We start from the raw sequence: 25,579 nt of genomic DNA, 5'->3' as shown, positions 1-25,579 counted from the left end.
AGCGTGGACTTTAAGAGTACATGTAGAACTAGGACACGAAAAACCTCGGGATTTTTCCCGAGGTTTTTCATTTTGAAATTAAAAAAATTTAATTTTTCTAGACTTCGAAAATTGTCTAGCTCCAGCGCCTAGCCCCTCGAGGTCAAATGTTCGCCACCCAAAAAGTCAAAGAACGACTTTCTTGGTGGGCAAGCTTTGCTTGGCAAACCAAAGAACGGTTTGCATAAGTGCAACTAGGTCTCTGGCTTTGCTACTCTCGCCAATCGACCAGTCTTCTTTATCGGGGCTTACAAGAGCGCTTCCGCTTTTCTATAATCCCCAGATCCTCTTATACCACGGTGTTTTCTGCGTTTTATCAGGTTTTTTCTTATGATCGAGTTCGGATTGGTTTAAGTGGTCAGTACAATATTCAGTTGGTTCGGTTCCAGTTACGAAGTATGTAAATCGTTTCACTGGACAATCTTTAGTGGCTAACTTACCGTTTGTTGGATTTACATAGACTCCTACTACACCCTCTTTAGGTGACTTAAAGTTTCGAATGGGCTCATTTTTAAGAGAATCTTCCATGAAATGAATCCAAATGTTTTTTGCGTACATTTTTTCAGCAGTTAAGTCAATCGGTTTGCCTTTATCATATCCAGTCCAAACAGCCGAAACGAGCTGAGGCGAATAACCAACCATCCAGCTATCCGTTTCTGTTGTTCCGGATTTTCCCGCATAGGGACGTGTCATATTTTTCACAACAGTGCTTCCAGTAACAGTTGCATACCCATTAAGCTTAGGGTCGAAAATTCCTGTCAGCATTTGTGTCATGACATAAGCTTCTTCAGGACGTAGGATTGTTTCATGCTTGGACTTTTCCTCGTAAATGACATCTCCATGATGGTTTTCCACACGAGTAATAAAGACAGGCTCTACTTTTTTTCCGCCATTTGCAAAATGGCTATATGCATTGGCCATTTCGATCACACGAACACCCGATGTTCCAAGAGCTAGTGATGGAACTTTGGCCATTTTTGAAGTAATCCCGAATTTCTTTACGGTGTCAATTAACACTTCTTCACCTAAAAATAAATGCGTTTTCACTGCAATGACATTATCGGAGAGCGCAAGAGCTTGAGCAAGTGAGATTTCACCATTCGCATATTGGCTATTAAAGTTATGTGGTGAATAGTCAGGCTGATTATCTTGAAATTTGAATGTCGTTGGCTCACTACGCATCATCGTTGATGGGGTGAAGCCTTGTTCAAGTGCTGCATAAAACAATAACGGTTTTACAGTTGAGCCGGGCTGACGGACAGCTTGGACAGCTCGGTTAAATGGACTTTTCTCATAATCGCGTCCGCCAACCATTGATTTGACATAGCCATTTTTAGGATTCATTGAAACGAGTGCCACTTCGATTTCGGAATCCTTTGCGATCATTTTGGACACCGTTTGCTCAGCTATTTTCTGTTGGTTCGTATCTAATGTCGTATAAACCTTTAATCCACCTAAGGCAATAATGCGATCATCTAAGTTCAACTTGTTTTTAAGGACGTTCCGAACGGCATCCTGGTAATAAGGTGCAATTTCTTTTTTAGAATGTGGATATTTTCCAATAAATTGAAGTGGTTCAACTTCTGCTGCTTTTGCAGTCGCTTTGTCGATATAGCCGTTTTGTACCATCGTTTGCAAAATGATGGCTTGACGTTTTTTTGATTTTTCTAATGAATTAAAGGGTGAGTAAATGCCTGGACCTTTTGGTACACCTGTTAGTAGGGCAGCTTCTGCAATGGATAATTCATCGGCGTTTTTTCCAAAATAATATTGGCTGGCTGCTTGAATTCCGTAGGCCGCATGGCCATAGTAGATGGTGTTTAAATAACCTTCTAAAATCTCTTTTTTCGAATAATTCATTTCAAGGCGTATCGTATAGAAGGCTTCCATTAATTTTCGTTTCCATGTTTTATCATGAACGAGATATAGGTTACGAGCATATTGCTGAGTAATTGTGCTAGCCCCTTGTACTTTAGCTCGGGCTTTTATATCCGCAAGTACCGCTCCTGCAATCCTCTTATAATCAAAGCCGTTATGATTGAAGAATTTTCGATCCTCAACCGCTACGGTCGCCTGAATCACTGGTTCAGCGATTTTGTCAATTGAAACCCAATAACGCTTTTGACCGTTATTGCTTTCTCCGATAATTGATCCATCGGCGGAATAATAAAGAGTCGATTGTGGAACAGCAATCGGTGGTGGGCCAAGTATCTTGGCATAAATCAAGACACCAGCGATAAACAGGAACGACAAGGATATACCAATTAAACTAATAAAAAACAAAGCACGCAAATACTTCAACGTCTTCCGAAACCGCTGATCCGTCATCAGCTCCATACCATTCACCACCATATCATCAATTCATAGTTGCTTTACCACTTTACAGCGCTGGGGGTCAGTCCCCCGCTGGTTTACCGCGTTAACGCAATGGGGGTCAGTCCCCCATTGGTTTAATGCGTTAACGTGGCGGGGGACTGACCCCCACTACGTTGGTGTGGTGAAGCTTAGATAGTATTAGTATGAAAAAAATGGAAGGATTTTAAACATTTACCTTGAAAAAAACAAATTTTTCTTGTATTTTTGCTAGATTCCTCTATACTTTTTATCGTGTTTGTATTTAAGTTAATAGGGAAATATTAATGGTTAATGATAGAAAACGTTTTAGAATATAAATTGAAAATAGAAAGGAAGATCAGATTATGGGTCTTTGGTTTACAGAAAAGCAAACAGAAAATTTCGGTATCACAATGAAAGTGAACAAAACTTTACATACAGAGCAAACGGATTTTCAAAAATTAGATATGGTGGAAACAGAAGAATGGGGCAATATGCTTCTTCTTGATGACATGGTTATGACATCTGAAAAAGATGAATTCGTCTATCATGAAATGGTAGCGCACATTCCATTATTCACTCACCCAAATCCAGAAAATGTATTAGTTGTTGGTGGGGGAGATGGCGGAGTTATCCGTGAAGTATTAAAGCACCCAAGTGTGAAAAAAGCTACTCTAGTAGACATTGATGGAAAAGTAATCGAGTATTCAAAAAAATATTTACCTTCTATCGCTGGAATGCTTGAAGATCCACGTGTAGATGTACAAGTGGATGACGGTTTCATGCATATCGCTCAAAGTGAAAATAAATATGACGTTATTATGGTTGACTCCACTGAGCCTGTTGGACCAGCTGTAAACTTATTTACAAAAGGCTTCTATGCAGGAATCTCTAAAGCATTAAAAGAAGACGGAATTTTCGTTGCTCAATCAGACAACCCTTGGTTTAAAGCAGATTTAATCCGCAATGTTCAAAAGGATGTAAAAGAAATCTTCCCAATTACAACTCTTTATATTGCCAATATCCCAACGTATCCAAGTGGAATGTGGGCATTTACATTAGGTTCGAAAAAATATGATCCACTTCAAGTAAGTGAAGATCGTTTCCATGAAATTGACACGAAATATTACACAAAAGAGCTTCACAAAGCAGCATTCGTGTTACCGAAATTTGTTGGAGATTTGTTGAAATAAAAATTGGGAGGTGACAGGTATCATCCGCTATTTGCATGGTGCCTGACACCCAGTAAAGCAAAGTGAGGGAACCCATATGCGTTTCGATGAAGCCTATTCAGGCAATGTATTTATTAAAAGCTATCCTAATTATGAAGAAAGTCAGGCTGTATTGTACGGAATGCCAATGGATTGGACCGTGAGCTATCGTCCTGGATCCCGTTTTGGTCCGACGAGAATTCGTGAAGTTTCCATTGGTCTTGAAGAATACAGTGCGTATTTAGACCGTGAGCTAGAAGATGTGAAATATTTTGACGCTGGCGATATTCCTCTTCCTTTCGGGAATCCGCAAAAAAGCTTAGACGTTATTGAAGAATTTGTCGATAAAGTATTGGCAGATGGAAAGTTCCCACTTGGAATGGGTGGCGAGCATTTAGTTTCTTGGCCAGTGATGAAAGCTGTGTTTAAAAAATATCCAGATTTAGCGATTATCCACATGGATGCCCACACGGATCTTCGTGAAAATTACGAGGGAGAGCCATTGTCCCACTCCACTCCGATTCGTAAAATTGCTGAGTTAATTGGACCAAAAAATGTCTATTCATTCGGCATTCGTTCAGGAATGAAGGAAGAATTTGAATGGGCAAAAAGCGTCGGTATGCACATTTCAAAATTTGATGTCCATCAGCCTTTAAAAGAAATTCTACCAAAACTAGCAGGTCGTCCTGTCTATGTGACCATTGACATTGACGTTTTAGATCCTGCACATGCACCAGGGACAGGGACGGTAGATTGTGGTGGAATCACATCAAAAGAACTACTTGCTTCGATTCATGAAATTGCCCACTCAGAAGTAAACGTTGTTGGTGCGGACCTTGTCGAAGTGGCTCCAATCTATGACAACTCTGAACAAACAGCTAACACAGCTAGCAAGCTCATTCGAGAAATGATTTTAGGCTGGGTAAAATAAGAAATAAACTGGGTGACAGTGTTCCATTACTGTCACCTTCTATTGCTTTTAAAGGAAGTGAAGCCGTTGGGACGTGAAGCAGCGGAACAAGTACCAGTTAAGGTAATCGTAAGAACAACGATTCTTCAAGGGAACGAGCAGGAAACTTTTGAATTAACTACCTTTGGTCGATATTATAAAAAGGGACAGGCTACCTACCTTCTTTATGAGGAAGTTTTAGAGGTTGGTCATGTTAAAACAACGGTGAAGTTTTCGACGGATGAGGCGGTCATACTTCGCAGTGGAGCGTTAAATATGCGCCTCTCTTTTAAAAATCAGTACCAAATGAAAGGCCACTATGATTCACCTTACGGTTCAATGGACGCAATGACCGATACGAAAAAAATAGAGCACCGACAGGCAAATGAAAAAGAAGGCGTACTTAACCTTGTCTATGAATTAACGATGCAAGGGGATGTGGCTGGAATCTATCATATGGAAATCAAATACAAGGAGGATAAGAAGTAGATGAACATCGCTCAGCAAGTTCAAAACAAGCTTAAGCAAGAAGTAAAAAATGCTGTATTAAAAGCACAACTTGCCACAGAAGACCAAATTCCAGATGTGATCCTTGAAATCCCAAAGGATAAATCACATGGAGATTATTCGACCAATATGGCGATGCAATTAGCGCGTGTGGCGAAAAAGGCACCGAAAATGATTGCAGAACTTTTAGTAGAACATTTCGATCAATCAAAAGCATCGATTGAAAAAATGGAAATCGCTGGACCTGGCTTCATTAATTTTTATATGAATAATACGTACTTAACGGATTTAATTCCAACTGTATTAGAAGCAGGGGATCAGTACGGACAAACAACAGTCGGAAACAATCAAAAAATCCAAGTTGAGTTTGTATCGGCCAATCCAACAGGTGACCTGCATCTTGGCCATGCTCGTGGAGCGGCGGTTGGTGACTCTCTTTGCAATATTTTAGCAAAAGCGGGCTATGAAGTAAGCCGAGAGTACTACATAAATGATGCTGGAAATCAAATCAATAACTTAGCCTTATCTGTGGAGGCTCGCTATTACCAAGCTCTTGGTCTTGAAAAAGCGATGCCAGAAGATGGGTACCATGGTGAGGATATTGTCGGAATCGGCAAGGCGTTGGCAGAAGAATTTGGTGACAAATATGTACATGTAGATGCACAAGAACGTTATGACTTTTTCCGAGAGTACGGCTTAAAATATGAAATGGCTAAGCTTAAAAAGGATTTAGAGGACTTCCGTGTTGGTTTTGATGTATGGTATTCGGAAACATCCCTTTATCACAATGGAAAAATTGATAAGGCCCTTAGCTCTTTAAAAGAGAATGGCCATATTTTTGAAGAAGGTGGGGCAACTTGGTTCCGTTCAACGGAGCTAGGTGACGATAAAGACCGCGTCCTCATTAAGCAAGACGGTACGTATACGTACTTAACACCGGATATTGCCTACCACCAAGATAAACTTGCACGTGGCTTTGAAAAATTAATCAATATTTGGGGTGCAGACCACCACGGCTATATTCCACGTATGAAGGCAGCGATTCAAGCTTTAGGCTATGATCGTGACGCACTTGAAGTGGAAATTATTCAGCTCGTTCATTTATATAAAAACGGCGAGAAAATGAAGATGAGCAAGAGAACAGGTAAGGCTGTAACGATGCGTGATTTAGTCGAGGAAGTCGGACTGGATGCAGTACGTTACTTCTTTGCAATGAGAAGTGCGGATACACATATGGATTTTGACCTGGATTTGGCAGTATCTCAGTCCAATGAAAACCCTGTTTACTATTCGCAATATGCACATGCTAGAATCTCAAGCATACTTCGCCAAGGGGAAGAGCAAGGCTTTGCCCCAGACCTAAATGCCAATTTCTCCTTAATTGAGACAGAAAAAGAAATCGATGTCTTGAAAAAATTAGGTGAATTTCCACAAGCAGTAGGCGAAGCAGCGCAGAAACGAGTGCCGCACCGCATCACGAATTATATTTTTGAATTAGCTTCTGCTTTCCATAGCTTCTACAATGCGGATAAGGTATTAGACGTAGAGAACCCTGAACGAACGAAAGCACGCTTAGCGTTAATTAAGGCAGTCCAAATTACTTTGAAAAATGCTTTGGCATTAATCGGAGTATCGGCACCTGAGAAAATGTAAAAGGAAAAGGAGCTCACAATGGGCTCCCTTTTCCTTTTTATAAAAACAACGAAAACACAGTAGCTATCCTCTCTTTTATCGAGCGCCATAGATTTGGCCGATTCAATTCCTCAAGGGTAAGAATTTTCGAATCCAGCAAATCCTGTTCATAAATCTCCTTCACTTTTTTAATAAAATCCTTATTGTACATATAGCAGTTGATCTCATGGTTTAAAAAGAAGCTTCGTTTGTCAAAATTAGCTGTCCCAACATCACAAACTTGAGTATCGATCATAAAGGTTTTTGCATGATAAAAACCCTTTAAATATTGATAAACGGTGGCTCCTTCAGGAATTAACATTCGAAAATAAGGAAAGGATGCTTCTTTCACAAGAATATGGTCTGATATTTTCGGAACGAGAATAATAATGGAAACTCCTCTTTTAAGAGCCAAACGTAAGGCACGAAAAACCTTTTTGCTGGGAATGAAATAAGGAGTACCAATCATAATAGTATGTTTAGCGGAATGAATCCATTTCACATAGGTTTTTTCAAGATAAACCCCTTCGGATGGAATAATTTCATGCTCCACTGTCCCTTTTTCAAGATCTGGAAAATAAGTTTTAGTTTGTATTAAATCCGTTTTCGTACTTTCACGCCAGTCTCTTAAAAACTCTCGTTGCAGGTCATGAACGCCTTCGCAGGAGATTTTTAATTGGAAGTCTCTCCAAGGATTGAGTTTTTCATCTTGATTGACATATTCTTTACCAATATTGAATCCACCAAGATAGCCGGTCACCCCATCAATAACGGTAATTTTCCGATGATTTCTCGTTTGTGAAGAATAAAAGAGAAAGGGGAGTTTAGGAATATGACAAAAGAAAATTTGTCCTCCAGCTGCTTTTAATTGCCCGATCATTTCTCGGTCGACCTTCAAGCTGCCTAACGCGTCTAACAGAAGGCGAACCTCGACTCCTTCAGCCGCCTTTTGTTTTAATATTAGAAAAAATTCCTTACTGAACGAGTCGTCTGCAACAATATAAAATAAAATGTGGATATGATGTTTGGCCTTCTTGAGCTCTCCGAAATAATCCTGAAATAACACTTCGCCATCGGTGAAAAGCTCGATATGACTTTGCCTTCTTGGGGCATTTGGAAAAACAAAATGGTTTAAATGCCTATTTCTCCCTAGCTGATAGTCTAATGTTAGCCATATGAATAATAAGAAAATAACTCCTAAAACACTGAAAAGAACATTCAAGATTATCGGCTCCTCGACCATTGTCTTCTAAAATACTGATAATGACAGTATTCCCGTGAACTCCTTATTCTCAAACAAAAAAGATTGAAAATAAAATGGTTGACTGAATGCTCATTCATCATATAATAAAAGTAGGTATATTATTCAGAAGATTTATTTGGTTTTAAATTTTACATCTAATAGTCTCGGGGAAGGAGAATAAATATGTTATTATGGGTCAATCTCATTGCGTTCTTGCTTGTAACCGCTTACGCAGTTAGTTTATTTGTTTATTTAGTAAAAACACGACTACAGTTTATCAAGCTAGGAAAAAAAGTAGAGTTTGATAATCGTGTGAAAGATCGTTTAGAGAAAATTTGGTCGAATGTGTTTGGACAGAAAAAACTTCTCAAGGATAAAAAAAGCGGAATCATTCATGTTATGTTTTTTTATGGATTTATTCTTGTTCAGTTTGGAGCGATCGATTTTATTTGGAAGGGTCTTAAGCCAGGCTCCCACTTACCGTTAGGTCCATTGTATGCTGGGTTTACTTTTTTCCAAGAGATCGTGACATTGATGATTTTAATTGCTGTTGTTTGGGCTTTTTATCGTCGATATGTTGAAAAGCTTGTACGTTTAAAAAGAGGCTTTAAATCGGGTCTTGTTTTATTATTTATCGGCGGCTTAATGCTTTCGGTATTAGTTGGTAATGGAATGGGAATGATTTGGCATGGCCATGAGGCGACTTGGACAGAGCCAATTGCTTCGGTCATTGCAACTATTTTTGGTGGAATTGGTGAAACGGCATCTGTTGTTATTTTTTACATCGCATGGTGGATTCATTTAATTTTCCTACTAGCTTTCTTAGTGTATGTACCGCAATCCAAGCATGCCCACTTAATCGCAGGGCCTGCCAATGTGTTTTTTAATCGTTTGGATAACCCAGGTAAGTTAAAGAAAATTGATTTTGAAGATGAGTCACAAGAGAGTTTTGGGGTTGGAAAAATTGAAGACTTTACGCAATATCAATTAATTGACCTTTACTCATGTGTAGAATGTGGACGTTGTACGAATATGTGTCCAGCCACAGGCACAGGGAAAATGCTGTCGCCAATGGACTTAATTGTTAAACTTCGTGATCATTTGACACTGCATGGTGCATCCGTTACGCAGAAGCAGCCTTGGGTACCGACGTTTGCTTTTTCCGGTACGAAAGGGAACCAAATTGCTTTAGCAGCTGGCGGTGCAGGCGCCGAGGAATCAGCTGCTGGTTTAGCTTACAGCCCCAGCCTTATTGGTGAAGTCATTACGGAAGAAGAGATTTGGGCATGTACAACTTGCCGTAACTGTGAGGACCAATGTCCAGTAATGAACGAGCATGTAGATAAAATTATCGACCTGCGCCGTTATTTAGTTTTGACAGAAGGTAAGATGGACGCAGATGCACAGCGCGCGATGACGAATATCGAACGCCAAGGGAACCCTTGGGGTCTTAACCGTAAAGAGCGTGAAGATTGGCGTGAAGCTCGTGAGGATGTTTATGTACCAACAGTGAAGGAAATGAATAAGGCGGGCGAAGAGTTTGAATACTTATTCTGGGTTGGTTCCATGGGTTCTTATGATAATCGCAGTCAAAAAATCGCTTTATCTTTCGCGAAGCTACTGAATGAAGCTGGCGTGAGCTTTGCGATTTTAGGAAATAAAGAAAAGAACTCTGGAGATACACCTCGACGTCTAGGAAATGAGTTCCTTTTCCAAGATTTAGCGACAAAAAATATCGAAGAGTTCGAAAAAGCAGAGGTCAAGAAAATCGTTACGATTGACCCGCATGCGTACAATATTTTCAAAAATGAGTATCCTGATTTTGGCTTAACGGCTGAGGTTTACCATCATACGGAAGTGTTGGCGAAGCTAGTGGAAGAGGGAAGATTGGTTCCGAAGTATGAAGTGAATGAAACGATTACGTTCCATGACTCCTGTTACCTAGGACGCTACAACGAAGTGTACGATCCCCCTCGTGAAATCTTAAAATCCATCCCAGGCGTGAAGCTTGTGGAAATGGAACGAAGCCGCGAAACAGGAATGTGCTGTGGAGCTGGCGGTGGACTTATGTGGATGGAAGAAGAAACAGGTAACCGAATCAATGTAACTAGAACAGAACAAGCACTTGCAGTAAACCCATCAGTCATCAGCTCAGGCTGCCCATACTGCTTAACAATGCTATCAGACGGCACAAAAGCTAAAGAAGTCGAAGAAACCGTCGCAACATACGACGTCGCAGAAATCCTCGAAAAAGCAGTCGTTGGTGAAAACAAAACTTTAACACACTAAAGCGATGGGGGTCAGTCCCCCATCACATTAACGCTTTAAAGTATCGGGGGTCAGACCCCCGGTGCGTTAAAGTGTTAAAGCTAGAACCATTATATTGAATAGTAGAAGTTGAAATGATGCACAAGTTACTTGATTTAAATGAATATTGTGTAAAGTGTTTCAATTTCTACTATTTTTTATGTAAAATAGATGATAAGCGCTTACAATTGTGTATTTACCCCAACATAACGGGCAGTAAGCTCCTCAACTGATGGAAGTTTAACTTTATCCAGTGCAGTGGGGAAATGGATTTCTTTTTTGACTTATTATTTTGAGCGAGCGTTCAGTCGCTCCGTCACTTTTAGGGGAATTTTGTATGTAAACCATAGATTCATATAAAGGAGAGGGATTGCATGGGGAAAACGGTTATTTTAGCAGGAGCTAGAACACCTTTTGGGAAATTCGGTGGTGCTTTAAGCCAGTTTACAGCATCTGAACTTGGTGGATTCGCAGTAGCGGAGGCGCTTCATAGAGCAGGCGTCGGACCAGAAGAAGTAAATGAACTGATTTTTGGATCTGTTCTACAAGGTGGTCAAGGACAAATTCCTTCGCGTCAAGCCGCACGCCACGCGAACCTACCGTGGAGTGTGAAAACAGAAACCATTAATAAAGTGTGTGCTTCTGGTATGCGAAGTGTAACGTTAGCCGATCAAATCATTCGTTCTGGTGATGAAGAAGTGATCGTTGCAGGCGGTATGGAGTCGATGAGTAATGCTCCTTATATTATGCAAAAAGCACGCTGGGGATTCCGAATGGGTGATGCAGCGGTTAAAGACTTAATGATCCATGATGGATTAAGCTGCTGCTTTACTGGCGTTCATATGGGAACTTACGGGAATTCAACGGCAGAGGAATTGGAATTAACACGTGAGCAACAAGACAAATGGTCGTTAAGAAGTCATGAAAAGGCAATTCAAGCGATGGAAGATGGTAAATTTTCAGAAGAAATTGTTTCAATTAATGTTCCACAAAAGCGTGGAGAACCAGTAGTTATCCAACATGATGAGTCACCACGTAAAGATACTTCCTATGAAAAATTAGCAAAGCTTGCACCTGTATTTGGTTCTGATGGAACAATTACAGCAGGTAACGCACCAGGTGTAAATGACGGAGCTGCCGCATTAGTTCTTATGAGTGAAGAACGCGCGAAGCAAGAAGGCAAAGAGCCTTTTGCTTATATTATTGGTCATGCCGAGGTAGCGATTGAGGGGAAGGATTTCCCAAAAACGCCAGGCCTCGTGATTAACGAGCTATTGAAAAAGACTGGCAAAAGCGTGGAAGAGATCGACTTATTTGAAATCAATGAAGCCTTTGCAGCTGTTTCATTAGCAAGTGAAAAAATCGCTGGACTGGATCCGGAAAAAATCAATGTAAACGGTGGAGCAATCGCATTAGGGCACCCAATTGGTGCAAGTGGAGCGAGAATTATTTTAACCTTAATGTACGAATTAAAACGACGCGGCGGTGGAATTGGTGTAGCAGCTATCTGCAGCGGAGGCGGCCAAGGCGACGCCATCATGATCGAAGTACCAAAATCACTGTAACACATTAAAGCGGTGGGGGTCAGTCCCCCAGAACGGTAACGCGTTAAAGCAACGGGGGTCAGACCCCCAATAAGGAGATGCGTTAATTTATTAAAGGGTTTTCAGGAGGGATATAAGGATGAACATTAAAAAGGTTATGGTTATTGGAGCGGGGCAAATGGGATCGGGGATTGCTCAAGTTTGTGCTCAAGCGGGTTATGAGGTTATTTTGAATGATTTGAAACCTGAGTTTGTAGAACGCGGATTAAGTGTGATTAAAAAGAATTTGTCTCGTCAGGTTGAAAAAGAGCGGATGACTGCAGAAGAAATGAACGATGTGTTAGAACGCCTTACACCATCAACGGATGTAACAGATGCGAAAGACATCGATCTTGTGATTGAAGCAGCTGTAGAAAATATGGATATTAAAAAGAAGCTTTTCGCCCAATTGGATGAAATCGCACCGGCTGGAGCCATTTTAGCTTCTAACACTTCATCGTTACCAATTACGGAAATCGCCGCAGCTACGAAGCGTCCTGAACTAGTTATTGGAATGCATTTTATGAATCCAGTTCCTGTTATGAAACTAGTAGAAATCATCCGCGGACTAGCAACATCGGATGAAGTGTATCAAGCGATTGAGGATATGACAAAGACTTTAAGCAAAGTTCCTGTTGAAGTGAATGATTTCCCAGGCTTTGTATCCAATCGTATATTAATGCCAATGATCAATGAAGCGATTTATACCCTTTATGAAGGAGTTGCTTCTAAAGAGGCGATTGATGAAGTGATGAAACTCGGAATGAATCATCCGATGGGACCACTAACACTAGCAGATTTTATCGGTTTAGATACATGTTTATACATTATGGAAACGCTTCACGAAGGATTCGGAGATACAAAATATCGCCCTTGTCCACTTTTAAGAAAATATGTAAAAGCAGGCTGGTTAGGTCGTAAGACAGGCCGCGGATTCTATGAATATAACTAACTAGAATTTCAACTATGAGAAGGAGGTTTTTGTAATGGATCTCCGTTTTACGGAAGAACAAGAAATGATGCGGAAAATGGTGCGCGATTTTGCGAATAATGAAATTGCCCCTTTTGTGGAAAAAATGGAGCAGGGCGAATTTCCAAGGCCCATTTTAAAAAAGATGGGTGAACTTGGCTTAATGGGAATTCCTGTTCCAGAAGAATTTGGCGGGGCGGAAATGGACTTCGTTTCTTATATCATCGCTATTAACGAGTTGTCGAGAGTAAGTGCAACGGTAGGGGTTATTCTATCTGTTCATACATCGGTTGGAACAAATCCCATTTTATACTTTGGGACAGATGAGCAAAAATTGAAATACGTCCCGAAGCTTGCTAGTGGTGAGTATTTAGGAGCGTTCTGTTTGACGGAGCCGAGTGCAGGTTCGGATGCCGCTAGTTTAAAAACAAGAGCGGTGAAAGATGGGGATGAATTCATCTTAAATGGTTCTAAGGTGTTCATCACCAATGGTGGCGAAGCAGATGTTTATATCGTTTTTGCGAGCACGAATCCAGAGGCAGGTTCGAAAGGGGTTTCTTGTTTTATCGTTGAAAAAGGAACGCCAGGACTCGTCATCGGTAAAGATGAATATAAAATGGGGCTTCATGGCTCAAGAACGGTCCAATTAACGTTTGAGGATATGCGTATTCCTGCCGCTAACTTACTAGGCGAGGAAGGGCAGGGTTTTAAAATTGCGATGGCTAATTTAGATGTAGGTCGCATCGGAATTGCTGCACAATCACTTGGGATTGCTGAGGCTGCTTTAGAAGCAGCTACTGCATACGCTAGGGAACGTATACAGTTTGGCAAACCTATTGCCGTGCAGCAAGGAATTTCTTTTAAGCTTGCTGACATGGCGACAAGCGTAGAGGCTGCTAGATTACTAGTTTATCGTGCAGCGGACATGCGCATGAAAGGCTTAAAATGCGGAAAAGAGGCTTCCATGGCCAAACTATTTGCTTCCCGCACAGCCGTTGAAGTCGCGACCGAAGCCATCCAAGTGTTTGGAGGCTACGGCTATACAGAGGATTACCCAGTAGAACGTTATTTCCGCGACGCCAAAGTAACCGAAATCTACGAAGGCACAAGCGAAATCCAACGCATCGTCATAAGCAAACAACTATAAAATAGCCAGTACTTTAACACTGTAAAGCACTGGGGGTCAGTCCCCCAGAACTTTAACGCGTTAAAGTTCCGGGGGACTGACCCCCGCTGGTGTGGCGCATTAAAGTATTAGAGGAGGATATGAGGATGAATTTTCAATTGACGGAAGAGCATGAAATGATTAGAAAAATGGTGCGTGATTTTGCGAGAAATGAGGTTGCTCCAACTGCTGCTGAGCGTGATGAAGAGGAGCGTTTTGATCGCGAAATTTTTGATAAGATGGCGGAGCTTGGTTTAACAGGGATTCCTTGGCCAGAAGAGTACGGCGGAATCGGAAGTGACTACCTTGCGTACTGTATCGCAGTTGAAGAGCTTTCCCGTGTGTGTGCATCAACAGGAGTAACACTTTCTGCTCACACTTCTTTAGCTGGGTGGCCAATCTTCAAATTCGGTAATGAAGAGCAAAAACAAAAATACTTACGACCGATGGCAGAAGGCACAAGCATTGGTGGCTATGGATTAACAGAGCCAGGAAGCGGTTCTGACGCAGGTGGAATGAGAACAACAGCTCGTCTTGAAGGCGACCACTACGTTCTTAACGGATCCAAAATTTTTATCACAAACGGTGGCATTGCTGATATTTATGTGGTGTTTGCTCTAACAGACCCATCTTCTAAGCAAAAAGGAACAACAGCCTTTATTATCGAAAAAGATTTCCCAGGCTTCTCCGTAGGGAAAAAAGAGAAAAAACTAGGCATTCGTTCATCACCAACAACGGAAATTATCTTCGAAGATTGTAAAGTTCCTGTAGAAAATCGCCTTGGCGAAGAGGGCGAGGGTTTTAAAATTGCGATGATGACATTGGACGGTGGACGTAACGGTATCGCTGCCCAAGCTGTCGGAATTGCTCAAGGTGCTCTTGATGCGGCAGTTGATTACGCAAAAGAACGTGTTCAATTCGGTAAGCCAATCGCAGCACAACAAGGAATTTCCTTCAAGCTTGCGGACATGGCGACAAGCGTTGAAGCTGCTAGACTATTAACCTATCAAGCAGCATGGTTGGAATCTGCAGGACTTCCATACGGTAAAGAATCTGCGATGTCGAAATTATTTGCCGGAGATGCGGCTATGAAGGTAACAACGGAAGCCGTTCAAGTATTTGGTGGCTACGGTTACACGAAGGACTATCCAGTAGAACGATTCATGCGTGATGCAAAAATCACTCAAATCTACGAGGGAACTCAAGAAATTCAACGTCTCGTTATAGGACGTATGTTGACGAAGTAGATTTTGGAGCAAGTCATCGAATAAAACATGACACTATTAAAAATCTAGCTGTTTCATTAAAACAGTTAGATTTTTGTCCAAAGGGAAGAAAGTATAATTTATTAGGACTTCGAAAGTTGTCTAGCGCAAGCAGCCTAGCCCCGAAGTACAGGGTGTACTAGTGTCGACAATGCGACAGGACGCCCGAGCCCTTGTCGACCTCGAGGTCAAATGGCGACCCCAAAGATGAGGTTAAAGAGCAAACCTCCTCTTTGGGACGGCATTTGCTTGTCGGGGCTGATCAAGGCACTTGTGCTTTTCTTATAAGCCCATACTTCCAGTAAACTCTCACTTACGGGCATATACCTAGTCTTTCACTTATTAAAGGAGATGACAAAGGCGGGAGAAAAAATGATGAAAAAACGTGAAGTACAGGCGTCGGTGAAGGATGAACGTCTCGTTCGTAAACGCCGGGACGAAATGATCAAAGGAGCCGTGACCCTGTTTATACAAAAGGGCTTCCACCGTACAACTACGAGAGAAATTGCGAAAGCTTCTGGTTTTAGCATTGGAACACTCTATGAATATATTCGGACGAAGGAAGATGTCCTTTACTTAGTTTGTGATAGCATCTATGATCAGGTTCGCGAACGATTGCAAAGTGACATTAATCAAAATAAAGGTACACTTGAAAGCTTAAAGCTTGCGATAGCCTACTATTTTCGAGTGGTAGATGAGATGCAAGATGAAGTCCTCGTCATGTATCAGGAAGTAAAATCCCTTTCTAAAGACGCTTTACCATATGTACTGCGAAAGGAACTCGAAATGGTAGGTATGTTTGAAACGGTCATTGAACGCTGTGTGGCAAACAAGGAGCTAGACTTATCCGAAAAGCAGATCAAAATGCTTGCCCATAATATTTTTGTTCAAGGGCAAATGTGGGGCTTCCGCCGCTGGGCGCTCCAAAAAGAATACACACTCGATGAATACATTGAATTTCAAACAGATTTGCTGCTTTTTGGAATGAAGGGATAGTTTTTTAATTCAATAATAGGAGGATCCTAAATGAGTACAACGCAAAGTTATAAGCCAAAACATCATATACGCTTTGTTACGGCTTCTAGTTTATTTGATGGGCACGATGCCTCCATTAATATTATGAGAAGAATTCTTCAATCTCTTGGAGCAGAGGTGATTCATCTTGGGCATAATCGTTCTGTTGAAGAAGTAGTTAATGCTGCCATTCAAGAGGATGCCCAAGGGATTGCGATTTCCTCTTACCAAGGCGGACACGTCGAATATTTTAAGTATATGTATGACCTTTTAAAGGAAAGGGGCGCTTCCCACATCCGCATTTATGGCGGTGGTGGTGGTGTTATCATTCCAAAGGAAATAAAAGAACTTCATGAATATGGGATTGCACGAATTTTTTCACCAGAGGATGGTCGACAGTACGGCCTGCAAGGCATGATCGAACTCATGATCAAAGAATGCGATTTTGCTACGATTTCACCAGAATCCGTTCCTCAATTAACGGAACTTCACACCGATGACGTTAATACGATTGCGAAATTGATTACTCTAGCTGAGCATCAAGTAGATCGTGATCATGAAGCAGCTGCCGCTGTCGAAACCGTTATGGAAAAAGTGAAGTCACTGACGAAATCCGTTCCTGTTGTCGGAATTACCGGTACAGGCGGGGCTGGAAAAAGCTCACTGACAGACGAGCTGATTCGCCGTTTTATTAATGAAATTCCTGAGAAAAAAGTTGCCATTCTTTCTGTTGACCCAACAAAACAAAAAACAGGTGGGGCGCTACTAGGCGACCGTATTCGTATGAACGCGATTTTCAACCCCCGCGTTTATATGCGCAGCTTAGCAACGAGAAATTCGAAAAGTGAGCTTTCCCTTGCGATTAAAGATGCCATTTCCGTCACAAAGGCTGCTGGCTTTGATTTAATCGTTGTTGAAACAAGCGGAATCGGCCAAGGGGACGCAGAGATTACCGAAATTTGTGATGTAGCACTTTATGTAATGACAAGTGAATTCGGGGCACCGTCCCAGCTTGAAAAAATTGATATGATCGATTTTGCCGACCTGATTGTCATTAATAAATTTGAACGCAAAGGCTCTGAAGATGCAAAACGCCAAGTTCAAAAGCAATATCAACGTTCTCACATGCTTTTTGAAAAAGAGTTCTCGGAAATGCCAGTGTACGGAACGATTGCGAGTCAATTTAATGATCCAGGAACAAACTCCTTATTTGCGGCACTAATGGACACAATAAACGCAAAAACAGGAACGAACTGGACAACAACCTTTGAACGAAATGCCCTAGTTGAAAAACAAAATGTCATCATTCCGAATGACCGCCGTTATTACTTAAGAGAAATTTCCGAAACGGTTCGTACGTACCATAAAAAAGCAGAAGAGCAAGTAAATTTAGCTCGCAAGCTTTTCCAATTAGAAGGTGCGATTGAAGCGGTTAAGGACCAACCAGAAATCGCGCAAGCTCTTGAAACGATCAAAACAGAAACAGAAAGTAAATTAACGCCTGAAACGGCAAAAATTTTACAAGGATGGGAACAAACAAAAGCAGCTTATGCGGCTGATCAGTTTGTTACAAGAATCCGCGATAAAGAGATTGTGACTGCGCTAAAATCAAAAAGCTTATCTGGCTTAGACATCCCGAAAGTAGCTCTTCCAAAATATAAGGATTACGGCGAAATCATTCGTTGGGTGTACCGTGAAAATGTTCCAGGAGAATTCCCGTTCACAGCAGGTGTATTCCCGTTCAAACGCGAAGGGGAAGATCCGAAGCGTCAGTTTGCAGGAGAAGGGACACCGGAGCGTACAAATCGTCGTTTCCATTATCTATCCAAAGATGATTCAGCGAAGCGCTTAAGTACAGCGTTTGATTCGGTGACATTGTATGGGGAAGATCCTGACTACCGTCCAGATATTTACGGTAAAGTAGGCGAAAGCGGTGTCAGCATCTGTACATTAGATGATATGAAAAAGCTGTATGATGGCTTTGATCTATGTCATCCATCTACTTCCGTTTCAATGACGATCAATGGACCAGCGCCGATTATCCTAGCGATGTTTATGAATACGGCGATTGAGCAGCAAGTGGCGAACAAAGAGGCAGAACTTGGCCGATCTCTAACAGAGCATGAATTAGCGGATGTGAAAGCCTATACGTTGAAAACGGTTCGTGGAACGGTCCAGGCTGATATTTTAAAAGAAGATCAAGGACAAAACACTTGTATCTTCTCAACGGAATTTGCCCTACGTATGATGGGTGATATTCAACAATACTTTATTGACGAACAAGTTCGCAATTATTACTCTGTATCTATTTCCGGATACCATATTGCTGAAGCAGGGGCGAACCCGATTTCGCAACTAGCGTTTACATTGGCGAATGGCTTCACATACGTGGAATATTATTTAAGCCGTGGCATGAACATCGACCATTTCGCACCTAACTTATCGTTCTTCTTCTCAAACGGTTTAGATCCAGAGTACACGGTTATTGGCCGCGTCGCTCGCCGTATCTGGGCATCAGTAATGCGTGATAAATACGGTGCGAATGACCGAAGTCAAAAGCTGAAATATCATATTCAAACATCTGGCCGCTCTTTACATGCGCAGGAAATTGATTTCAATGATATTCGTACAACTCTACAAGCATTAATGGCTTTACATGATAACTGTAATTCCCTTCATACGAATGCATATGACGAAGCGATTACAACACCGACAGAAGAGTCTGTTCGTCGCGCAATGGCGATTCAAATGATCATTACGAAGGAACATGGCTTAACGAAAAACGAAAATCCACTTCAAGGATCATTCATCGTCGAGGAATTAACAGATCTTGTAGAAGAAGCAGTTTTACAAGAGTTTGAACGAATGAATGATCGTGGTGGCGTACTAGGTTCGATGGAAACGCAATACCAACGTGGAAAAATTCAAGACGAGTCAATGTACTACGAAATGAAGAAGCATACAGGTGAATTACCAATCATCGGTGTGAACACGTACTTAAATCCGAACCCACCCTCTGAAGAAGATGTCGATAATATGGAAATTGCTAGAGCAACAACAGAAGAAAAAGAACTGCAAATCAACAATTTAAGAGAATTCCAAGCTCGCAATCAAGACAAATCCGAGCAAGCATTACAACGACTTAAGGCAACAGCTGTCAGCGGTGGCAATATTTTTGCTGAACTAATGGAAACAGTTAAAGTCGCAAGCTTAGGTCAAATTACCCGTGCCCTTTATGAAGTTGGCGGACAGTATAGACGTAATATGTAAATAGAAAAGCGGTCGATAGCCAAATGCTATCGACCCTTTCTTGTCTTAGAAAAAATTTTTCCACGAAGCCATAGAAATAATAAAGGAATCCATTATAATCATAGTAGAATGGCTAAATTTGATTAAACTAGGGTGCAATATATGAAGATCATCAGGCAAATATACATGATTGCTGCAGCTATTGGAATTAGCTTAGTGATGTATTATCTTTACCAAAGACAACTAGGAGCGATTTCATTCTTCATTTTATCAATTATTTTTTTCATTCTTGGTTTTCGAATGTTAGGAAAAAAAGAAAAGGGCAAGTCAAAATAAAAACGATTTCTCCTCGCTGATACTAGCATAAACCGGAAGAATTTGTTTATAATGAGGAGTATGTATTTGAGTGTGTATTCACTCTAGCCCGTTTATTATGTATTTAAATGGTGTTTATAGAGAAAGGAAGTGTGGATATTGAGTTTGGCCCAATTAACGAAAGAACAACTAGATGACATGTCCCTTATTGAAATGACATATGTCATACTTGAGAATAATAAACAAGCGATTGCTTTTAATGAAATATTAAATGAAATCGTTGCAGCTACTGGCTTAACAGAAAACGAAGTGAAGGCAAAAATTGCCCAATTTTATACGGATTTAAATATTGACGGTCGATTCCTTTGTTTAGGTGAAAATCGTTGGGGTCTTCGCAGTTGGTATCCAGTGGATCAAGCTGAAGAAGATACAATCACGCAGATTAAGCCTAAAAAGAAAAAGGCGAAAAAAGCCAAAGATGACGATGATCTTGAGGATTATGATGAGCTTGATGAGGATGAAATCGATTATGACGATGAGTTTGAAGAAGATGATCTTCTAGATGACGAGGAAGATGAAAGCTTCGATGATCTTGATGAAGCAGTCGATGAATTTGAAGATGAAGAACTCATCGATGAGGAAGAAGAACTTCTTGACGGTCTTGACGATGAAGAGTTAGATGACGAGGAAGAAGATGATTTGGAATTAGAAGAAGAGGATGAAGATCTGTAGATCAAGTCTATAGATGATAAAACAATTCTTGACTTTTGATTTCATCGAATGTAGAATCTTTTTTGGGCTCCTTTTAAAAGGAACGGCGATCAAATGATTATAAACGCTCCCTTACTTAATGGTAAGTGGGCGTTTTTTTATTTTTTTATAAATCGTTTTTCTCCCTTAGGTAAATCTTATGAATAGATAATCAAATGCATATAAAAAAGAGGGGGATTTGTCATGACAAAGTATATTTTTGTAACTGGCGGTGTTGTTTCATCGTTAGGAAAAGGGATCACAGCGGCATCGTTAGGGAGATTATTAAAGAATCGTGGATTGAAAGTAACGATTCAAAAATTAGATCCTTATATTAACGTGGATCCTGGGACGATGAGTCCTTATCAGCACGGTGAAGTATTTGTTACTGATGATGGGGCTGAAACGGATTTAGATTTAGGCCATTATGAACGTTTTATTGATATCAATTTAAACAAATTTAGTAACGTAACAACTGGAAAGATTTACTCAACAGTTTTGAAAAAGGAAAGACGCGGAGATTATTTAGGAGCAACTGTACAGGTTATTCCGCATATTACGAATGAAATTAAAGAAAAAGTGTTTCGCGCAGGAAGAGAAACACAGGCAGACGTGGTTATCACTGAAATTGGTGGAACAGTAGGGGACATCGAGTCATTACCATTCTTAGAAGCGATTCGCCAAATTAAGAGTGATGTCGGTCGTGACAATGTAATGTATGTTCATTGTTCGCTAATCCCATATTTAAAAGCAGCTGGAGAACTGAAAACAAAGCCAACTCAACATAGTGTAAAAGAATTACGTAGCTTAGGGATTCAACCGAATGTGATTGTCGTTCGTACGGAAATGCCGATTTCACAGGATATGAAGGATAAGCTTGCGTTATTCTGTGATATCCCAGCCAATAACGTGATTGAGGCACCAGATGCGGATACATTATATGCAATCCCACTGTTACTTCAGGACCAAAATTTTGATCAAATCGTTTGTGATCATTTAAAGCTAAATTGCCAAAAAGCGGATATGACAGAATGGACGGCTCTTCTTGAAAAAGTAAGAAACCTATCGAAAAAGACGAGAATTGCTCTTGTTGGAAAGTATGTTGAATTACAAGATGCGTATATCTCTGTTGTTGAAGCATTAAAGCATGCTGGTTTCGCCTTTGATTCTGATGTTGAAATCAAATGGGTAAATGCAGAAGAAGTAACGAAGGAAAATGTGAATGAATTATTATCGGATGCAGACGGAATTCTAGTTCCAGGTGGATTTGGTGATCGTGGAGTGGAAGGGAAAATTCTTGCGACTCAGTTTGCACGTGAGCAAAAGGTTCCTTTCTTAGGAATTTGTTTAGGTATGCAGTTAGCTACGGTAGAATTTGCAAGGAACGTTCTTGGTCTAGAGGAAGCACATTCGGCGGAGCTAGATCCGAATACACCATACCCAATTATCGACCTTTTACCAGAGCAAAAGGATATCGAAGATTTAGGTGGAACGCTTCGTTTAGGCTTGCAACCATGTAAGCTAGAAGAAGGAACAAAAGTATTTGCTGCGTATCAAGATGAAGTGGTGTATGAACGCCATCGTCACCGCTACGAGTTTAACAATGAATATCGCCAAGCAATGGAAGCGAAAGGTTTTGTATTCTCTGGGACAAGCCCAGACGGTCGATTAATTGAAACGATCGAAATTACCGATCACCCTTGGTTTGTGGCGTCTCAATTCCATCCGGAATTTACATCTAGACCAAATCGCCCACAACCACTATTCCGTGACTTCATCGAAGCCACACTAAAAAATAATCAATAAAAGCAAAGAGTCCTTGTCCAATACAAATTTGGCACAAGGACTCTTTTTTTCGCTTTCCTACTTCACCGCAGCACACTAGCGGGGGTCAGTCTCCCGGAACTTTAACGCGTTAAAGTTATGGGGGACTGACCCCCAGTGCTTTACAGTGTTAAAGTTCGTCTAGTATTTCGTCTAGTGTGAATTTAAGTCCGTAGTAAGCGAATAGGGCTGCCATAGAGGATGGGAGTCCGTAGCGGTTGCCATATTCATCGGGTAGAAGTCCCTTTGTTAAGTGGAGGTTAATCGATACATCTGCTAATTCAAATAGGTCATCATCTTCAGATTCCACTTTTGAAGAAATGGCTACAAAAGGAACCCCCAATCCATGAAGTTTTTTTGCGCATTCGATGGCTTCTTCGTCATTTGTGTAGCGGGAGAGAATAATAACCCGGTCAGCCTGTTGAATTTCCTCAAAATTAGAAGGAAATGGTTTCGCGTGTGATAATGGCTCTGCTCCAACAGTCGCTTCTAGTACAACTGATTCCATCTCGTTACGACCAAATAAATAAATTGTTCCCTCACTAACGGCGGCTTGAGCAATAAGGCGAGCGCCGTCTTCAAAAACAAACTCCCCTTTTTCATGAATTCTTTTAAATAAACCCGATAATTGAGTTGAAAACATTTTTAACATTAAAGGCCCCTCCAATTACAACTTTCTGATACTTATTATAGACCGATAACGGAAAATGGCAAAAATCAAACAATTATCTGATATATTGGAAAAATAAAGAAGGATATTGCAGTATGTAAATCGAATTAAACAATGGGATAAAAAAATTAGTTAAGTAATGTTTACATATATTAAATCTAAGTTAGGGGCGATACCGTTGAAGGAAAAAATATTAATCGTTGATGATCAATTTGGAATTAGAATCTTATTAAATGAAGTATTCCAAAAAGAGGGATACCAAACATTCCAAGCAGCAAATGGTGTGCAAGCTCTTGAAATTGTGAAACAACATTCTCCTGATTTAGTATTACTTGATATGAAAATTCCAGGTATGGATGGAATTGAAATTTTAAAAAGAATGAAAGTAATTGATCCTGATATTCGCGTGATTATTATGACCGCTTACGGCGAACTGGATATGATTCAAGAGGCAAAAGACTTGGGTGCTTTAACCCATTTTGCGAAACCTTTTGATATTGATGATATTCGTGCAGCAGTAAAAGAGCATTTACTAATAAAATCATAGTTTATATGGAAATATTGAAAACCCTTTCAATCTAACATTTTTTTAAACTGTCAAGGGATTAATGGAAATCTTTTAACCGTTTTGGTATGATACATATGGATTTTAGAAAAGTGGATGATTTTTTAGTTAAGCTCAGTTCCGTATACATACCCGTAAAATAAGTAGGAAAACCTAACGTGGATTGCTTGCTAAAAGATCGCTCATAAGGAGGAAAAAGAATGCCTTTAGTTTCCATGACAGAAATGCTTAATAAAGGAAAAGCCGAAGGTTATGCCGTAGGTCAATTTAACTTAAATAATCTTGAGTTTACTCAAGCCATTCTTCAGGCTGCTGAAGCTGAAAAATCTCCAGTTATTCTTGGGGTTTCTGAAGGTGCAGCACGTTATATGGGTGGATTCTTTACTGTTGTAAAAATGGTAGAAGGTCTTATACATGATTATAAAATTACCGTTCCTGTTGCGATTCATTTAGACCATGGCTCAAGCTTTGAAAAATGTAAAGAAGCCATCGATGCAGGATTTACTTCCGTGATGATTGATGCATCTCATGGCCCATTTGAGGAAAATGTTGCAACGACTAAGAAAGTAGTTGAATATGCACACGCTAAAGGTGTTTCTGTTGAAGCAGAACTTGGAACAGTTGGCGGACAAGAGGATGATGTGGTAGCAGATGGCGTCATCTACGCAGATACAAATGAGTGTGTCGAACTTGTGAAACTTACTGGCATCGATTGCTTAGCTCCAGCACTTGGCTCCGTACATGGACCTTACAAAGGTGAACCAAATTTAGGGTTCAAAGAAATGGAAGAGATCGGCAAGCTTACAGGTGTTCCACTTGTATTACATGGAGGTACGGGTATCCCAACTAAAGATATCCAAAAATCCGTTTCTCTAGGTACAGCAAAAATTAACGTTAACACAGAAAACCAAATTGCTTCGGCAAAAGTGGTCCGTGAAGTGTTAGCAGCGAAACCTAACGAATACGATCCTCGTAAATACTTAGGCCCAGCACGCGACGCTATTAAAGAAACTGTTATTGGTAAAATGCGTGAATTTGGATCGTCAGGAAAAGCTTAATAAATATAATTCCTCGAAACCGCCTTATTCCCAAGGCGGTTTCAGTTCATTTTTAAAAATACAAAAAATATGTCGAAAAATATAGACTTAATGGAGGAACACATCATGAAATTTTTTATTGATACTGCCAATATGGAAGAAATTCGTGAAGCACATGCTCTTGGCATTTTATCTGGCGTAACGACGAATCCTTCGTTAGTTGCAAAAGAAAAGGGAATTTCTTTTCATGACCGTTTAAAGGAAATTGCCGATTTGGTTTCAGGCTCAGTCAGTGGTGAAGTTATCGCCCTTGATGCAGAAGGAATGATTAAAGAGGGTAAAGAATTAGCGGCGATTCACCCTAATATTACCGTTAAATTACCGATGACTCCTGATGGTTTAAAAGCGGTTTCGGTTTTATCAATAGAGGGAATTAAAACGAATGTAACCCTTATTTTTAGTGCGAATCAAGCGTTAATGGCAGCACGTGCGGGTGCAACCTACGTATCACCATTTTTAGGTAGATTAGATGATATCGGTCATAATGGCCTTGATCTAATTTCAACCATTGCCGAAATCTTTGCAATTCATGGAATTGAATCAGAAATTATTGCAGCATCCATTCGTCATCCACAGCATGTTACGGATGCTGCACTTAGAGGGGCACATATTGCCACATGTCCATATAAAATCATCATGCAAATGTTTAAGCATCCATTAACGGAGCAAGGAATCGAAGCATTTTTGAAAGATTGGAGCACTCGATCATAAGAAAAGCGGAAGCGCTCTTGTAAGCCCCCGATAAAGAAGACTGGTCGATTGGCGAGAGAAGCGAAGCCAGAGACCTAGTCGCACTTATGCAAACCGTTCTTTGGTTTGCCAAGCAATACCATCAGTGGGATAAACAGTCC

Annotated in this window: 20 protein-coding genes; 17 read left to right on the top strand and 3 right to left on the bottom strand. The window is 40.6% G+C overall.

The features are described from left to right. Positions 1 to 309 precede the first annotated feature (309 nt). Positions 310 to 2,376, bottom strand: coding sequence for a transglycosylase domain-containing protein (locus ACFSO7_RS23045; RefSeq protein ID WP_377879807.1), 2,067 nt, complete (start codon positions 2,374 to 2,376; stop codon positions 310 to 312). Positions 2,377 to 2,735: 359 nt separating this feature from the next. Here ACFSO7_RS23045 and speE point away from each other — a divergent pair, with 359 nt between their 5' ends. The 4 genes from speE (at position 2,736) to argS (ending at position 6,693) form a co-directional block, all read left to right on the top strand. Beyond that, positions 2,736 to 3,566: a spermidine synthase gene (gene speE / locus ACFSO7_RS23040; protein ID WP_377879990.1), complete on the top strand. Its 831-nt coding sequence runs from the start codon at positions 2,736 to 2,738 to the stop codon at positions 3,564 to 3,566. Between the two features lie 76 nt (positions 3,567 to 3,642). Continuing rightward, on the top strand, positions 3,643 to 4,515 hold the full coding sequence (gene speB, locus ACFSO7_RS23035; RefSeq protein ID WP_377879806.1) for an agmatinase: 873 nt from the start codon (positions 3,643 to 3,645) through the stop codon (positions 4,513 to 4,515). A gap of 66 nt (positions 4,516 to 4,581) precedes the next feature. Then, positions 4,582 to 5,022, top strand: a complete 441-nt coding sequence (locus ACFSO7_RS23030; protein WP_377879804.1) for a YwiB family protein — start codon at positions 4,582 to 4,584, stop codon at positions 5,020 to 5,022. After that, the gene (argS, locus tag ACFSO7_RS23025) at positions 5,023 to 6,693 is read left to right on the top strand and encodes an arginine--tRNA ligase (RefSeq protein WP_377879803.1); all 1,671 of its coding nucleotides are present in this window, start codon (positions 5,023 to 5,025) and stop codon (positions 6,691 to 6,693) included. Between the two features lie 37 nt (positions 6,694 to 6,730). Here argS and cls read toward each other — a convergent pair whose 3' ends face one another. After that, positions 6,731 to 7,933 (bottom strand): cardiolipin synthase, encoded by a 1,203-nt coding sequence (gene cls / locus ACFSO7_RS23020; protein WP_377879802.1) that lies wholly within the window; start codon positions 7,931 to 7,933, stop codon positions 6,731 to 6,733. 204 nt (positions 7,934 to 8,137) lie between these two features. Between cls and ACFSO7_RS23015 the strand changes: the two genes are divergently transcribed. The 10 genes from ACFSO7_RS23015 (at position 8,138) to ACFSO7_RS22970 (ending at position 22,378) form a co-directional block, all read left to right on the top strand. Then, complete coding sequence (locus tag ACFSO7_RS23015; RefSeq protein WP_377879801.1) at positions 8,138 to 10,243, top strand: (Fe-S)-binding protein; 2,106 nt, start codon at positions 8,138 to 8,140, stop codon at positions 10,241 to 10,243. A gap of 392 nt (positions 10,244 to 10,635) precedes the next feature. Continuing rightward, on the top strand, positions 10,636 to 11,826 hold the full coding sequence (locus tag ACFSO7_RS23010) for an acetyl-CoA C-acetyltransferase (RefSeq protein WP_377879800.1): 1,191 nt from the start codon (positions 10,636 to 10,638) through the stop codon (positions 11,824 to 11,826). Between the two features lie 118 nt (positions 11,827 to 11,944). Further along, positions 11,945 to 12,796: a 3-hydroxybutyryl-CoA dehydrogenase gene (locus ACFSO7_RS23005; protein WP_377879798.1), complete on the top strand. Its 852-nt coding sequence runs from the start codon at positions 11,945 to 11,947 to the stop codon at positions 12,794 to 12,796. 34 nt (positions 12,797 to 12,830) lie between these two features. Beyond that, the gene (locus ACFSO7_RS23000; protein WP_377879797.1) at positions 12,831 to 13,961 is read left to right on the top strand and encodes an acyl-CoA dehydrogenase; all 1,131 of its coding nucleotides are present in this window, start codon (positions 12,831 to 12,833) and stop codon (positions 13,959 to 13,961) included. Positions 13,962 to 14,086: 125 nt separating this feature from the next. Next, on the top strand, positions 14,087 to 15,226 hold the full coding sequence (locus ACFSO7_RS22995) for an acyl-CoA dehydrogenase (protein ID WP_377879796.1): 1,140 nt from the start codon (positions 14,087 to 14,089) through the stop codon (positions 15,224 to 15,226). 393 nt (positions 15,227 to 15,619) lie between these two features. Then, on the top strand, positions 15,620 to 16,240 hold the full coding sequence (locus ACFSO7_RS22990) for a TetR/AcrR family transcriptional regulator (RefSeq protein ID WP_377879795.1): 621 nt from the start codon (positions 15,620 to 15,622) through the stop codon (positions 16,238 to 16,240). A 30-nt stretch (positions 16,241 to 16,270) separates the two neighbouring features. After that, the gene (icmF, locus tag ACFSO7_RS22985; RefSeq protein ID WP_377879794.1) at positions 16,271 to 19,528 is read left to right on the top strand and encodes a fused isobutyryl-CoA mutase/GTPase IcmF; all 3,258 of its coding nucleotides are present in this window, start codon (positions 16,271 to 16,273) and stop codon (positions 19,526 to 19,528) included. A gap of 141 nt (positions 19,529 to 19,669) precedes the next feature. Continuing rightward, entirely contained in the window at positions 19,670 to 19,843 is a 174-nt protein-coding gene (locus ACFSO7_RS22980; protein WP_377879793.1) for a YitT family protein, read from the top strand. A 138-nt stretch (positions 19,844 to 19,981) separates the two neighbouring features. Beyond that, complete coding sequence (gene rpoE / locus ACFSO7_RS22975; protein ID WP_377879792.1) at positions 19,982 to 20,554, top strand: DNA-directed RNA polymerase subunit delta; 573 nt, start codon at positions 19,982 to 19,984, stop codon at positions 20,552 to 20,554. 222 nt (positions 20,555 to 20,776) lie between these two features. Beyond that, a complete protein-coding gene (locus ACFSO7_RS22970; RefSeq protein ID WP_377879791.1) occupies positions 20,777 to 22,378 on the top strand; it encodes a CTP synthase in 1,602 nt (533 codons plus the stop codon). A gap of 148 nt (positions 22,379 to 22,526) precedes the next feature. Here ACFSO7_RS22970 and ACFSO7_RS22965 read toward each other — a convergent pair whose 3' ends face one another. Continuing rightward, positions 22,527 to 23,048, bottom strand: coding sequence for a DUF2529 domain-containing protein (locus tag ACFSO7_RS22965; RefSeq protein WP_377879789.1), 522 nt, complete (start codon positions 23,046 to 23,048; stop codon positions 22,527 to 22,529). 157 nt (positions 23,049 to 23,205) lie between these two features. On the opposite strand from ACFSO7_RS22965, the gene ACFSO7_RS22960 reads away from it, so the two are divergent. The 3 genes from ACFSO7_RS22960 to fsa all read left to right on the top strand — a co-directional run bounded on the left by ACFSO7_RS22960 (position 23,206) and on the right by fsa (position 25,439). Next, entirely contained in the window at positions 23,206 to 23,613 is a 408-nt protein-coding gene (locus ACFSO7_RS22960) for a response regulator (RefSeq protein WP_377879788.1), read from the top strand. A 218-nt stretch (positions 23,614 to 23,831) separates the two neighbouring features. Then, on the top strand, positions 23,832 to 24,689 hold the full coding sequence (locus ACFSO7_RS22955) for a class II fructose-bisphosphate aldolase (protein ID WP_377879786.1): 858 nt from the start codon (positions 23,832 to 23,834) through the stop codon (positions 24,687 to 24,689). Between the two features lie 105 nt (positions 24,690 to 24,794). After that, positions 24,795 to 25,439 carry a fructose-6-phosphate aldolase gene (gene fsa / locus ACFSO7_RS22950; protein ID WP_377879785.1) on the top strand — a complete coding sequence of 215 codons (645 nt, stop codon included), beginning with the start codon at positions 24,795 to 24,797 and terminating at the stop codon, positions 25,437 to 25,439. Positions 25,440 to 25,579: the final 140 nt, after the last annotated feature.

Source organism: Bacillus sp. CGMCC 1.16607, from assembly GCF_042683745.1.
Taxonomy (GTDB): Bacteria; Bacillota; Bacilli; order Bacillales; family Cytobacillaceae; genus Pseudoneobacillus.
The sequence above is the reverse complement of the archived record's forward strand: the minus strand, read 5'-3'. Positions and strand labels throughout refer to the sequence as shown.

Coding starts and splice junctions, on each gene's coding strand:
- ACFSO7_RS23045 (WP_377879807.1), bottom strand. CDS start 2,376: ATGGAGCTGATGACGGATCAGCGGTTTCGGAAGACGTTGAAGTATTTG.
- speB (WP_377879806.1), top strand. CDS start 3,643: ATGCGTTTCGATGAAGCCTATTCAGGCAATGTATTTATTAAAAGCTAT.
- argS (WP_377879803.1), top strand. CDS start 5,023: ATGAACATCGCTCAGCAAGTTCAAAACAAGCTTAAGCAAGAAGTAAAA.
- ACFSO7_RS23015 (WP_377879801.1), top strand. CDS start 8,138: ATGTTATTATGGGTCAATCTCATTGCGTTCTTGCTTGTAACCGCTTAC.
- ACFSO7_RS23010 (WP_377879800.1), top strand. CDS start 10,636: ATGGGGAAAACGGTTATTTTAGCAGGAGCTAGAACACCTTTTGGGAAA.
- ACFSO7_RS23005 (WP_377879798.1), top strand. CDS start 11,945: ATGAACATTAAAAAGGTTATGGTTATTGGAGCGGGGCAAATGGGATCG.
- ACFSO7_RS23000 (WP_377879797.1), top strand. CDS start 12,831: ATGGATCTCCGTTTTACGGAAGAACAAGAAATGATGCGGAAAATGGTG.
- ACFSO7_RS22995 (WP_377879796.1), top strand. CDS start 14,087: ATGAATTTTCAATTGACGGAAGAGCATGAAATGATTAGAAAAATGGTG.
- ACFSO7_RS22990 (WP_377879795.1), top strand. CDS start 15,620: ATGAAAAAACGTGAAGTACAGGCGTCGGTGAAGGATGAACGTCTCGTT.
- icmF (WP_377879794.1), top strand. CDS start 16,271: ATGAGTACAACGCAAAGTTATAAGCCAAAACATCATATACGCTTTGTT.
- ACFSO7_RS22980 (WP_377879793.1), top strand. CDS start 19,670: ATGAAGATCATCAGGCAAATATACATGATTGCTGCAGCTATTGGAATT.
- ACFSO7_RS22970 (WP_377879791.1), top strand. CDS start 20,777: ATGACAAAGTATATTTTTGTAACTGGCGGTGTTGTTTCATCGTTAGGA.
- ACFSO7_RS22965 (WP_377879789.1), bottom strand. CDS start 23,048: ATGTTAAAAATGTTTTCAACTCAATTATCGGGTTTATTTAAAAGAATT.
- ACFSO7_RS22960 (WP_377879788.1), top strand. CDS start 23,206: ATGTTTACATATATTAAATCTAAGTTAGGGGCGATACCGTTGAAGGAA.
- ACFSO7_RS22955 (WP_377879786.1), top strand. CDS start 23,832: ATGCCTTTAGTTTCCATGACAGAAATGCTTAATAAAGGAAAAGCCGAA.
- fsa (WP_377879785.1), top strand. CDS start 24,795: ATGAAATTTTTTATTGATACTGCCAATATGGAAGAAATTCGTGAAGCA.